This is a genomic window from Neisseria sp. (assembly GCF_030523955.1).
In the GTDB taxonomy this organism is placed as follows: Bacteria; Pseudomonadota; Gammaproteobacteria; order Burkholderiales; family Neisseriaceae; genus Neisseria.
The window spans coordinates 1-11,744 of record NZ_JAUNHL010000074.1 but is presented as its reverse complement, the minus strand read 5'-3'; the positions used below and the strand labels follow the sequence as shown (position 1 = coordinate 11,744).

Here is an 11,744-nt window from a genome sequence, read left to right as displayed (position 1 = left end):
ACCTTGCTGTGCTTTTTGCCTTGCATACGCGGTTTTTGCCTCAAAAAACCACTTCGCCGGTTAATTGTCGACAGTCCCTAGGATCTGTCGGCTACGTTGCGGCGGTATAGCGGATTAACTTAACTTTCGCGAAGGCTCTGCTGCGCCAAAGAGTGAAGAGAACGATTTTGTAAGCCGCTAAAGCGGCAACAGAATCGGTTTCGTACATGTGTACTGTCTGCGGCTTGCTGCCTTGTATCAAACTCATTAAATCCGCTATACGTTTTTTCAGGTTTGACGGCATTTCTGGTATTAGGTAGACTGGTCATTCTAAATTGATTAGAAGGAAAATCAAATGAACGAGTCCACCTCTGTACCGGTACGCGAACGTTTGCTTGCGGCCGCTGCGGTATTGTTTTACGAACAAGGTATTGCGGCTACCGGCATCGACAGCATCACTAAGCGGGCGGGTGTGGCCAAACAGAGTTTGTACAACCATTTCGCTTCGAAAGCCGATTTGGTGGCGGCCTACTTGCAGGTTCGTCATCAGGAATGGCTGGATTTGTACACACGCCGGCTGGAGAAGGTGGAGACGCCGCGGCAGGGTGTACTGGCGGTGTTTGCCGCTTATCAGGATCATGCCGAATTGGCTTATGAAAACGGATTCCGCGGCTGCGGTTTGCTTAATGCCGCAGCGGAATTGCCGGCGGGCGCCGAGGGGCGAGACATCGTGCGTATGCACAAAGAAGAAGTGGAGCAGATTTTACACGGCCATTTGCAAGCCATGGTTTCAGACAGGCATACGGCAGATGTATTGGCACGCCATTTGGCTTTTTTGTTGGAAGGTGCGATTACCCGTTCCGGGTTGGAAGGCAGCAGTGTTTGTATGCAGCAGGCATCGGTGATGGCGGAGCGTTTGCTGGATGAAGCGCAGCGTGCCGCATCATGAATACGGCGGTGCAAGGCAGGCGTTGGTTGGGCAGCCTGGCGGTATTGATGGCGGCGGCATTATGGGGTACCACCGGTACGGCGGCGGCGTTTGCGCCTGAGGTGCCGGCCATGGCCATCGGCGCGGCGGCAATGGGCGGCGGCGGTTTGTTGCAGGCCTTGCTGGCCATCCGTTCGATGGCAAAGCATTGGCAGGGTTTGCGCCGAAATTGGTTGTTGCTGTTGATCGGAGCGGTGGCGGTAGCGGTGTATCCGTTGGCGTTTTACGGCTCGATGCGGCTGGCGGGCATTACCGTCGGCACCGTGGTGACCATCGGCTCGGCGCCATTGTTGTCTGCCTTAATCGAATATGTTTTTGATAGGCAACCGTTGAGCCTGCGCTGGTTGGCCGGTGCGCTGTTGGGTGTGGCCGGAATGGGCTTACTGGCGGCGGCTGAAAGCCACGGCGCGATGGGCGGCGAAGCGGTGGTTGGCGGTATTTTGTTGGGCTTGTTGGCGGGGCTGACTTATGCGCTGTATTCGTGGACGGCACGCCGCTTGATGTTGAGCGGTGTGGCGGCCAAGGCGGCGATGGGGGCGACTTTCGGCAGCGGCGCGTTGTTGCTGTTGCCGGTATTGCTGTTAACCGGTGCGCCTTTGCTCTCTTTGGGTAGCAATTTGGCGGTCGGCCTGTATATGGCGTTGGTGCCGATGTTTGCCGGCTATCTTTGCTTCGGCTATGGCTTGGCGCGTATTCCTGCCAGCAATGCCGTAACTTTAACGCTGTTCGAGCCGGTGGTAGCCGCTGTGTTGGCGGTACTGATTGTCGGCGAGCGCTTGCCGGCACAGGGCTGGCTGGGCATTGTGCTGATTTTGATGTGTTTGGTTTGTATTACTTGGCCGGTGAAAGCGCCAAAATCATAGTGGGAAAGCCGGGTTTTGTTTCACTATAGCGGATTAACTTAATTTTCGCTACGGCGTTGCTGCGCCTTAGCTCAAAGAGAACGATTTTGTAAGCCGCTAAAGCGGCAACAGAATCGGTTCCGTACTACTTGTACTGTCTGCGGCTTGCTGCCTTGTATCGAAAATGTGTGAATCCGCTATATCTAAACTTACCCCCATGCCTGTCTGAAAATGCAAACCTCAAACGTGAAACGATATGTTAAAACGGGTAAGGGCAAGCTGTTTCGTCTTGCCAAGCCATCAAAATCCTACCAATATGGTCGCGCTAGCAATCAGCGAAACCTGCCGCCGACGGGATAACGGTACGGCGGTGTATTGTGAAGTGTGGCGAACAAATGAATCAGAGCCGGCTGCTACCGTTAAGTAGGTTGGGTAGCTTTAAATCGTTCTCTGTGTTTGGTTCTAACGCATTTATTTAAAAGATAAAAAGAAAGGAAGCTTTATGGGTTTGTTCAGCTTTATCAAAAACGCCGGTGAAAAACTCTTTGGTAAAAACGAAGAAGAAGTAGCAGCAGCGGCCGCCGCCAATGTTGATGATCTCAACGCCAAAGCCGCCATTGCGATTAAAACATACATCGAAACCCAAAATTTGGGCTTGGGCGGCCTGAACGTTGCTTTCGACGGCGCCACAGGCACTGTAACCCTTTCCGGTACCGCGCCCTCGCAGGAAGCGGCAGAAAAAGCCGTATTGGCGGCCGGCAACGTTACCGGCGTATCCGATGTAGACAACCGGCTCTCTTTCCCTGCTGAAACTGAAGCCCGATACCATGATGTGGTCAGTGGCGATACTTTGTCGGGTATTGCGAAAAAATACTATGGCGACGCCAACCAGTATATGAAGATCTTTGAGGCCAACAAACCTATGTTGAGCCATCCCGATAAAATTTACGTCGGCCAGAAATTGCGCATTCCCGCATAAGTTAACGCCCGTAATAAAAACGGCGGCCGCCAAGCACAAACAAGCTTGGGCGGTCGCCGTTTTTTGGAATGCGTTTGCCAAAGCGGATGAATTCGGAAATAGGAAGGTCTCAGGTCAACAGATATGGGCAAACGGAGTTGGTTTCCCATAAGAATTTAGCGCAGGACATTGAACAATTCATCCCCGTAAACACGCGTTTTCGGATAAGATTATGCCCAATCAGAAAATGCGTTAAGGATAAGAAGTAAATGGACAGCAAACAACAACTGCAGGCAGGTTTGCAGCAGATGGGGCTGAAATTGACCACCGCGCAGCAATTATTGCTGCTGGAATATGTTGCCCTGTTGAAAAAATGGAACAGTACCTACAATCTCACTGCTCTGCGCGACGAGAGCAAAATGATCAGCCATCATATTCTCGACAGCCTGAGCCTGCTTGCCTACATCAAAGATGCGAAAACCTTGATGGACGTAGGTTCCGGCGGCGGTATGCCCGGTATTCCCACTGCCATCTGCCGGCCGGATTTGCAGATTACCCTATTGGATTCCAACACCAAAAAAACCACTTTTTTGCAGCAGGTTGTGATTGAATTGGGCCTGAGCAACGTTACCGTGGCCAGCGGCCGGGTAGAAGCCATGCACGATAAGGATGTGGACGTGGTAACCAGCCGCGCCTTTGCCGAATTGGCCGATTTTATTTCGCTGACCAAACATTTGCTGAATGAAAACGGCTATTGGGCGGCGATGAAGGGGGTTTACCCTTATGAAGAGCTGGAACACGTTCCCGCTTCGGTAGAGGTGGAGAAAGTGGAAAAAATCGAGATTCCGATGTTGCAGGGCGAGCGCCATATGGTGATTATGCGTCCGAAAAAAGGCTGAGGGGCAGAGCGATGACAGCAAAAATTATCGCCGTGGCCAACCAAAAAGGCGGCGTCGGCAAAACCACCACCGTAGTGAACTTAGCCGCTTCGCTGGCGCATCACAGCAAGCGGGTATTGGTGATTGACCTGGATCCGCAGGGCAACGCCACCACCGGCAGCGGCGTGGATAAAAGCAGTATAGAAAGCGGCGTTTATCAGGTGTTGCTCGGCGAGGCCGAAGTGAAAGATGCAGTGGTCCGCAGCGAGGCGGGCGGCTATGACGTATTGGCGGCCAACCGTACGCTGGCCGGCGCCGAAGTGGAACTGGTGCAGGAAATCGCCCGCGAAATGCGCCTGAAAAATGCGCTGGAGCCGGTATTGAACGACTATGACTATGTGCTCATCGATTGCCCGCCCACGCTGACCTTGCTCACCCTGAACGGCTTGGTTGCGGCCGAGGGCGTGATGGTGCCGATGGTGTGCGAATACTATGCGCTGGAAGGTATTTCCGATCTGGTGGCGACGGTGCGCAAAATCCGCCAGGCCATCAATCCGCGCTTGGATATCGTCGGCATCGTGCGTACTTTGTACGACAGCCGCAGCCGCCTTTCGCAGGAGGTTACCGAGCAATTGCAGGCGCATTTTGGCAAACAGCTGTTTGCCACCACCATTCCGCGCAATGTGCGGCTGGCCGAAGCGCCCAGCCACGGCCTGCCGGCGCTGGCCTACGATGCCAAAGCGAAAGGAACGCTGGCTTATTTGGCGTTGGCCGAGGAACTGCTCTCGCGCAAGTAAATCGTTGCGTGTTTTGCCGGTTAGCAAAATGCCTGTCTGAAAGGGTTTTCAGACAGGCATTTCTCTTGCGGTTTGTATGATGGATGTTCCGCCGCATCAGAGGTCTTTGCAGTATTTGTATAGCAGATTTAATTACTTCGATACAAGACAGCAAGCCGCAGACAGTACAAGTAGTACGGAACCGATTCTGTTGCCGCTTTAGCGGCTTACAAAATCGTTCTCTTTGAGCTAAGGCGCAGCAACGCCGTAGCGAAAGTTAAGTTAATCTGCTATATCTCGTCATACTCGGGCTTGAGCCGAGTATCTGGTATTTCTTTTGGAACAAAGAGATACTCGGGTCAAGCCCGAGCATGATGAAACGGTTGTTAAGTAGAATGGCCCGGCAACAAACAAATGCCTGTCTGAAAATAAGCTTGTGCGTTTCAGCGAAGCCAAAAGGTTTTCAGACAGGCATTTTGAACCGCCAATCTTATTTCGCCGCTTGCCGGTACCATTCGATAAAAGCCTGCGGTTTCACATAGCCGAGCAATGCTTCGCTGCGGCTGCCGTCGGCCTTCAGCACGAAAATACCGGGCGGGCCGAACAGGCCGTATTCTTTCAGCAATGCTTGGTGTTCCGGGCTGTTGGCGGTGACGTCTATCGTGAAAAAACGCTGCATAGGCACGGCGGCGGTGACTTCGGCTTGGTTGAGGGTATAGGCGTTCATCTCTTTGCAGGAAACGCACCAGTCGGCATAAAAGTCGAGCAATACCGGCGTGCTCGGATCGGCTTTGAGCGCGGCGGCGATAGCGGTTTTCAGTTCGCTGACCGAAGTATAAGTATGGTGGGCGGGTGCGGTGTCTTGCGTAGGATACAGGGTTAAAAAGTGATGCAGCGCGGTGCTCTGGCCGCGGTTACTTTGCCAGCCGAACCACAGGCCGCCGGTAAGCAGGGCGCCGGCCAGCAGCAGCGAGGCGGTTTTCAAGCGCAGCGGCAGGCGGCCGAGTTTGGCCATCAAGAGGCCGGCGGGAATAATCAACAACAGGCTGTATGCGGCGGCGGCCACGCCGTAAGGCAAATAGGGTGTGGCCAGATAAACGGCGGCGGCCAGCATGATAAAGCCGAAGGCGTGGCGCACGCCGGTCATCCACGGGCCGGCTTTGGGCAGGATATGTGCGCCGAAGGTGCCGATTAAGATCAGCGGCAGGCCGGTGCCGAGTGCCAAGGCGTAGAGCGCAATGCCGCCGAGCGCGGCATCACCGGTTTGCGCGATGTAGCCGAGTGCCGCAGCCAAGGGAGGGGCGACGCAGGGGCCGATAATCAGCGCGGAGAACATGCCCATGCCGAACACGGAGGCGATGCGTCCGCCGGAGAGGCGGCTGCTTTGCTGCTGGAAATAGCTTTGCAGGGCGGCGGGCAGCTGAAGGTTGAACAGGCCGAACATGGCCAGTGCGAATACGACCATCAATGCGGCGCCGGAAAGTACCACCCACGGCTGTTGCAGCCACACCGTCAGCAAGGAGCCGGTAAGCCCGGCGCTGACGCCGACCAGAGTGTAGGTGAGCGCCAATCCTTGGCTGTAAACGGTGGTCAGCAAGAAAGCGCGGCCTTTGGTACTTTGTTTGTCGCCGACCACGATGCTGGAAACGATGGGAATCAAGGGATACATGCAGGCGGTAAAGCTTAGGCCTAAGCCGGCGAGAAAAAACGCCAACAAGTTGGCGCCCAAGGTATCCCAAGAGAGGGTGAAGCGTTTGCTTGCGGGGGCGGGCGTACTGTCGCCGCCGGCGGGTGCGGGGGCGAGGAAGCGTTCTTTGCCGCTGGCAGGCGCTTGGTTTTCCGGCTGATAGAGGCCGCTGCCTTGAATATCGAAATGGGTTTGTACCGGCGGATAGCACACGCCGACATCGGCGCAACCTTGGTAAGTAAGGGTTAGGCGGTAGCCTGAACCGGGTTTTTGCCGGTAGGGCCAGTTGACTTGTGCGGCGCGGTGGTAAACGGTTTGCCGGCCGAAAAATTCGTCTTCTTTGATTTCGCCCGGGCTGTAACCGGCTTCTCCCAACAAGCCTGCCGGTTCGGTAGCGGCGGTGATTTTCGACTGGTAGAGATAATAGCCCTCGGCCACGGCAAATTGCACGTTGATGCCGTCTTCTGCGGCCAATACTTGCGGTGCGAACGCCTGCTCGGGCGGCAACAGCTGGGAAGCGTCTACCGCATAAGCGGCGGGCAGCAGGGCAAGCAGCGCGGTGAAAAACAGCAGCGCTTGGTAGAAGAAGGAACGGGGTACGGTATTGGCCATTAAGGTAAGCGGAACAATGGTTTAAATGCCTGTCTGAAAATTGGTTCGGCCATCGTTCGGCTGCGCAATGTTTTCAGACAGGCATTTCGTTAAGGATAGGCGATATAGGCGTAAGCCGAATGGTTGTGGATGCTCTCGAAATTTTCACTCTCCACCACGAAGCTGTCGATATGCTCGTTTTGGCGCAGGGCGACGGCGACGTCGCGTACCATGTCTTCGACGAATTTCGGGTTTTCGTAAGCGCGTTCGGTAACGTATTTTTCGTCCGGGCGTTTGAGCAGGCCGTAGAGCTGGCAGGAGGCTTGTTCCTCCACCAAATCGATTACGTCGTCGAGGGCGACATTCTGATGGCAGACTAGGGATACGGTTACGTGCGAGCGCTGGTTGTGCGCGCCGTAATCCGAGATTTCTTTCGAGCAGGGGCACAGGCTGGTCACCGGTACCAATACTTTCAGGTGATGGCGGTATTCGCCGTCGGTCACTTCGCCGCACAGGGTAACGTCATAATCCAGCAGTGATTGGATGCCGGAAACCGGCGCCGATTTCTGGCGGAAATAAGGAAAGCTGATGCAGATGCGGCCGGCATCGGAATCCAGAAGCTCCAGCATTTTCTGGGTGAGGTTGTTCAACTCGTCGAAATCCAGCGCGCTGTGCTGGGTTTCCATCAGCGCGACAAAGCGCGACATATGGGTGCCTTTTTGGTCGGCCGGCAGGCGCACGGTCATGGTCAGGCGGGCAACGGTGTGTTGGATACCAGCGGCGGTTTTCAAGCGGATGGGGAAACGCAAATCTTTGATGCCGACCTGGTTAATCGGCATGTTTCGTAAATCTTTGCTGCTTTGCACATCGGCGATGGCGTTCATGCGGGGTAAATCCTCTGTTGGGAAGCCGAACCTTTGTAAAGATTATGTAAAGGTTTCAAGCGGTTGGGTGTGTGAAGGCGCCAGTATATAGCGGACTGCGCTATCGGGCAATGCGGTCCGGATTGAGAATGGCTATGGTCGCGGCATCGGCACGGCCAGGCAGGCAAGATAGGGGCAGTTTGGCCAAACAAAAGCCCGCTTGGTTGCCAGCATTTGCAGGAGCGCCTAAAATCGGCTGATTCCCACAGGAGAGCCACCATGAAATACCGTTTCGCCACCGAAGCCATCCACAGCAGCTACGACCCCGAAGAGCACAACCGCGCCATCATGCCGCCGATTTATCAGAACAGTATGTTCAAAATGAAAGAAATCGGCGAACAGATTCCTTACCGCTACGCCCGCGCGAGTAACCCCACTCGCAAAGTGCTGGAAGACACCATTGCCGCGCTGGAACACGGCGCAGCCGGTTTCGCCTTCGGCAGCGGTATGGCCGGTATTGATTGCGTGTACCGCGCTTTTCTGCGCCCCGGCGACACCATCATCGCGGTGAGCGACATTTACGGCGGCAGCTACGATTTGCTCACCGAAGTGTATACCCTGTGGGGCGTGAACGTGGTGTTTGCCGATTTAACCAACCCCGCCAATCTCGATAAAGCATTGGCTGAACACGCAAATGTGAAAATGGTGTGGCTGGAAACGCCGTCCAACCCGCTGCTGCGCCTCGTCGACATCGAAACGCTGGCCGCCAAAGCCAAAGCCGCCGGCGCGCTGGTGGGCATCGACAACACCTTCGCCACGCCCTATCTGCAAAATCCGCTCGACATGGGCTGCGACATCGTGTTCCATTCCGCCACCAAATACCTGTGCGGCCATTCCGATGTGCTGATGGGCGTGGTGGCGGTGAAAACCGAAGAATTGGCACGCCCGATGCGCACCATGATGATGAACACCGGCGGCGTGGCCGGGCCGATGGACTGCGCGCTGGTGCTGCGCGGCATCAAAACGCTGGCTCTGCGCATGCAGCGCCATTGCGAAAACGCGCTGGAAATCGCCCGCCGCCTGGAAGCGCATCCGGCCGTTGATAAAGTGTTCTACCCCGGCCTGCCTTCGCACGAGCATCACGATCTGGCCAAGCGGCAAATGAAGGGTTTCGGCGGCGTGGTTACCGTTTGGCTGAAAAACGACAGCAAAGAAGCCGCCAACAGCGTGATTAAAAACCTGAACATGGTGCAGATGGCCTCCAGCTTGGGCGGCGTGGAAAGCTTGGTTAACCACTGCTATTCGCAATCGCACAGCGGCGTGCCGCACGACATCAAAACCGCCGCCGGCATCAAAATCGGTCTGCTGCGCTTTTCCATCGGCGTGGAAGACGTGGAAGATATTTGGGCGGATTTGGATGCCGCTTTAAACACCGTGGCTTAACTGTTTCTTGAAGTAAGAAGCATGCCTGAGACCTTTGCAAAAAACTTTTTAATCCTGATTTTATTGATATCTCGTCATACTCGGGCTTGACCCGAGTATCTGCTTTTTCTTTCAAAACAAAAAGATGATCGGGTCAAGCCCGAGCATGACGCAAGTGTTTTCAGTTATCGAAAAGAATTTTGCAAAGGTCTCTGCCTGTCTGAAAGATAGGCGCTGGGCACGAAGTTTTCAGACAGGCATTTTCAAGCGCAATCGGCAAGCCCCGGAATATTCGGTTATAATCGGCACAAAACCCGGCATTACGAATGGTTAGTGCCGCATTTTGCCGAAATTTCCCCGCCAAAAGGAACATCATGAAGGATCGCTATCCCCATCCGATTATTGCCCGCGAAGGCTGGCCGTTTATCATCGGCGGCCTCTTGCTCAGCCTGGTACTTACCCCTTGCTCAGGCTGGCTGGCTTTGCCGTTCTGGCTGTTTACCCTGTTTGCCTTGCAGTTTTTCCGCGACCCGCCGCGCCCGGTGCCGCAAGATGCCGATGCCATACTTTGCCCGGCAGACGGCCGCATCGTGGTGGTCGAGCGCACCACCGATCCTTACCGTTTTACCGAAGCGCTGAAAATCAGCGTGTTTATGAACGTGTTCAACGTACACTCGCAGCGTTCGCCTGCCGACGGTGTGCTGGATCGCGTGGAATACTATCCCGGCAAATTCCTTAACGCCGATCTGGACAAAGCCAGTGAGCAGAACGAGCGCAACGCCGTGTTGATGACCACCGAGAGCGGCCGCAAAATCACCTTCGTGCAAGTAGCCGGTTTGGTGGCGCGCCGTATTTTGTGCTACAGCCGCCCGGGCGACAAACTGCGCCGCGGCGAGCGCTACGGCTTTATCCGCTTCGGTTCGCGGGTGGACGTTTACCTGCCGGTTGACGCCGTGCCGCAAGTGGCGATTGGCGACAAAGTATCCGCCAGCTCCACCATTCTCGCCCGTTTGCCGCTAAGCGAAACCGCCGCGCCCGAAACACCGGCACCAAGCCAAAGCCAAGCGGCGCAAGTTGTCCAACCCGATAGCGCGCCGATTCAGGCTGCCGCCGCCGCACCGGCAGCGGAAGCGGCTAAAGAATCGGCAGCAGCAACCGTTGGCGAAGCGGTGCAACAACCGGCAGCGGAAGCGCTTGCCGATGCGGCTTCCGAGCAGCAGGTGATTGAAGAGGCCGCCGACAAGGTGCGCGCCGCCGCCGAGCGCGAAACACGCTCTTAAGTTTTTATTACGATAAACGCTAAAACGGCTTTCGGATGCCTGTCTGAAAGCCGTTTTGTTATGAGAACCCGCAGCAAAATTTTTTCAGACAGGCATACTTGTCGCCTACTGCTACAGCCCTCTACAATAGCTATCCGTCAATAAACCACGAATCCGCTGCCAAAGGAAACCATCTTGAGCAAACGCCAACCCGACAAATCTTTAAGCAAACCCGAACGCGTGATGCTGGTGGGTGTGATGCTGTCCGCCGATTATTCGGGTGCCAACGAAACGCGCGAACGCTCGTTCCAAGCGGCGCTGGCCGAAGCGGCGGAATTGGTGGCGGCTACCGGCGGCGAGCTTGTCGACATTCAAACCGCCAAACGCGATAAGGCGCATTCGGCGCTGTTTGTCGGCACCGGCAAGGCGGAGGAGTTGGCCCTAGCGGTGCGGGCGCACGAAATCGAACTGGTGGTGTTCAACCACGAATTAACACCCACTCAAGAGCGCAATCTGGAAAAAACGCTGCAATGCCGCGTACTCGACCGGGTGGGCTTGATTCTGGCGATTTTCGCCCAGCGCGCGCAAAGTCAGGAGGGCAAGCTGCAAGTCGAATTGGCGCAGCTCACCCATTTGTCCGGCCGATTGGTGCGTGGTTACGGCCATTTGCAAAGCCAAAAAGGTGGCATCGGCCTGAAGGGGCCGGGCGAAACCCAGTTGGAAACCGACCGCCGTTTGATCAGCCAAAAAATTACCGCGCTCAAGCGCCAGCTGGCCAATGTGGAAAAGCAACGCGCCACCCGCCGCAAAGCCCGCATGGGCGGCCAATTGAAAACGTTCGCGCTGGTCGGTTATACCAATACCGGCAAATCCAGCCTGTTCAACCGATTAACCAAAGCCGACGTATTGGCTAAAGACCAGTTGTTCGCCACGCTGGACACCACTGCCCGCCGGCTGTATCTGTCGCCCGAATGCAGCGTGATCCTCACCGATACGGTCGGATTCGTGCGCGATCTGCCGCACGGTTTGGTGGCGGCGTTTTCGGCCACCTTGGAAGAAACCGCGCTGGCCGACGTATTGCTGCATGTGGTGGATGCCGCTCATCCCGAGTTTGAGCGGCAGATAGACGATGTGAACGAAGTGCTGCAAGAAATCGGCGCGGGCGAAGTGCCGCAGCTTGTGGTGTACAACAAAATCGATTTATTGCCGGCGCACACGCGGGAGGCGGGCATTCTGCGGAATGCGCAAGGAGCGCCGATAGCGGTGAATATTTCGGTGAAAGAAGGCTGGGGCTTGGATGCGTTGCGCCAAGCGATGGTGGAAGCGGCCTTGTAACGGCGCTGTCGTGTCTTGGTTCAAAGAGAACGATTTTGTAAGCCGCTAAAGCGGTAACAGAATCGGTTCCGTGGGTGTGTACTGTCTTTGTATCTAAAATTATAGTAGATTTATAGTCAATTAAAATAAGAACTCCGTAGCAATGCAGTCATAAAATCTCCCACGG

10 protein-coding genes are annotated in these 11,744 nt (G+C 55.4%); 8 read left to right on the top strand and 2 right to left on the bottom strand.

Annotated features, from left to right (window positions below; translation table 11 throughout):
* Nucleotides 1-334: 334 nt before the first annotated feature.
* The 5 genes from Q4C79_RS11995 to Q4C79_RS11975 all read left to right on the top strand — a co-directional run bounded on the left by Q4C79_RS11995 (nucleotide 335) and on the right by Q4C79_RS11975 (nucleotide 4,442).
* Nucleotides 335-928, top strand: a complete 594-nt coding sequence (locus tag Q4C79_RS11995; protein ID WP_303091256.1) for a TetR/AcrR family transcriptional regulator — start codon at nucleotides 335-337, stop codon at nucleotides 926-928.
* Nucleotides 925-1,830 carry a DMT family transporter gene (locus Q4C79_RS11990; protein ID WP_303091255.1) on the top strand — a complete coding sequence of 302 codons (906 nt, stop codon included), beginning with the start codon at nucleotides 925-927 and terminating at the stop codon, nucleotides 1,828-1,830. Before Q4C79_RS11995 ends, Q4C79_RS11990 begins: the two co-directional genes overlap by 4 nt.
* A gap of 481 nt (nucleotides 1,831-2,311) precedes the next feature.
* Nucleotides 2,312-2,788 (top strand): peptidoglycan-binding protein LysM, encoded by a 477-nt coding sequence (lysM, locus tag Q4C79_RS11985; RefSeq protein ID WP_303091254.1) that lies wholly within the window; start codon nucleotides 2,312-2,314, stop codon nucleotides 2,786-2,788.
* A 248-nt stretch (nucleotides 2,789-3,036) separates the two neighbouring features.
* Nucleotides 3,037-3,666, top strand: coding sequence for a 16S rRNA (guanine(527)-N(7))-methyltransferase RsmG (gene rsmG / locus Q4C79_RS11980; RefSeq protein WP_303091253.1), 630 nt, complete (start codon nucleotides 3,037-3,039; stop codon nucleotides 3,664-3,666).
* 11 nt (nucleotides 3,667-3,677) lie between these two features.
* Nucleotides 3,678-4,442, top strand: a complete 765-nt coding sequence (locus Q4C79_RS11975) for a ParA family protein (protein ID WP_303091252.1) — start codon at nucleotides 3,678-3,680, stop codon at nucleotides 4,440-4,442.
* Nucleotides 4,443-4,911: 469 nt separating this feature from the next.
* Here Q4C79_RS11975 and dsbD read toward each other — a convergent pair whose 3' ends face one another.
* On the bottom strand, nucleotides 4,912-6,720 hold the full coding sequence (dsbD, locus tag Q4C79_RS11970) for a protein-disulfide reductase DsbD (RefSeq protein ID WP_303091251.1): 1,809 nt from the start codon (nucleotides 6,718-6,720) through the stop codon (nucleotides 4,912-4,914).
* An 89-nt stretch (nucleotides 6,721-6,809) separates the two neighbouring features.
* Nucleotides 6,810-7,583 (bottom strand): GTP cyclohydrolase FolE2, encoded by a 774-nt coding sequence (gene folE2, locus Q4C79_RS11965; protein WP_303091250.1) that lies wholly within the window; start codon nucleotides 7,581-7,583, stop codon nucleotides 6,810-6,812.
* A gap of 258 nt (nucleotides 7,584-7,841) precedes the next feature.
* Here folE2 and Q4C79_RS11960 point away from each other — a divergent pair, with 258 nt between their 5' ends.
* The 3 genes from Q4C79_RS11960 (at nucleotide 7,842) to hflX (ending at nucleotide 11,578) form a co-directional block, all read left to right on the top strand.
* Nucleotides 7,842-9,005 carry a PLP-dependent aspartate aminotransferase family protein gene (locus Q4C79_RS11960; protein ID WP_303091249.1) on the top strand — a complete coding sequence of 388 codons (1,164 nt, stop codon included), beginning with the start codon at nucleotides 7,842-7,844 and terminating at the stop codon, nucleotides 9,003-9,005.
* A gap of 353 nt (nucleotides 9,006-9,358) precedes the next feature.
* Complete coding sequence (locus Q4C79_RS11955) at nucleotides 9,359-10,264, top strand: phosphatidylserine decarboxylase (protein ID WP_303091248.1); 906 nt, start codon at nucleotides 9,359-9,361, stop codon at nucleotides 10,262-10,264.
* A 222-nt stretch (nucleotides 10,265-10,486) separates the two neighbouring features.
* Nucleotides 10,487-11,578 carry a GTPase HflX gene (gene hflX / locus Q4C79_RS11950; protein WP_303091257.1) on the top strand — a complete coding sequence of 364 codons (1,092 nt, stop codon included), beginning with the start codon at nucleotides 10,487-10,489 and terminating at the stop codon, nucleotides 11,576-11,578.
* The last annotated feature ends 166 nt before the right edge of the window (nucleotides 11,579-11,744 follow it).

What these genes read in the sequence shown, in the direction of transcription:
- Q4C79_RS11995 (WP_303091256.1), top strand. Translation starts at nt 335, where the DNA reads ATGAACGAGTCCACCTCTGTACCGGTACGCGAACGTTTGCTTGCGGCC.
- dsbD (WP_303091251.1), bottom strand. Translation starts at nt 6,720, where the DNA reads ATGGCCAATACCGTACCCCGTTCCTTCTTCTACCAAGCGCTGCTGTTT.
- Q4C79_RS11975 (WP_303091252.1), top strand. Translation starts at nt 3,678, where the DNA reads ATGACAGCAAAAATTATCGCCGTGGCCAACCAAAAAGGCGGCGTCGGC.
- folE2 (WP_303091250.1), bottom strand. Translation starts at nt 7,583, where the DNA reads ATGAACGCCATCGCCGATGTGCAAAGCAGCAAAGATTTACGAAACATG.
- Q4C79_RS11960 (WP_303091249.1), top strand. Translation starts at nt 7,842, where the DNA reads ATGAAATACCGTTTCGCCACCGAAGCCATCCACAGCAGCTACGACCCC.
- Q4C79_RS11990 (WP_303091255.1), top strand. Translation starts at nt 925, where the DNA reads ATGAATACGGCGGTGCAAGGCAGGCGTTGGTTGGGCAGCCTGGCGGTA.
- hflX (WP_303091257.1), top strand. Translation starts at nt 10,487, where the DNA reads ATGCTGGTGGGTGTGATGCTGTCCGCCGATTATTCGGGTGCCAACGAA.
- Q4C79_RS11955 (WP_303091248.1), top strand. Translation starts at nt 9,359, where the DNA reads ATGAAGGATCGCTATCCCCATCCGATTATTGCCCGCGAAGGCTGGCCG.
- rsmG (WP_303091253.1), top strand. Translation starts at nt 3,037, where the DNA reads ATGGACAGCAAACAACAACTGCAGGCAGGTTTGCAGCAGATGGGGCTG.
- lysM (WP_303091254.1), top strand. Translation starts at nt 2,312, where the DNA reads ATGGGTTTGTTCAGCTTTATCAAAAACGCCGGTGAAAAACTCTTTGGT.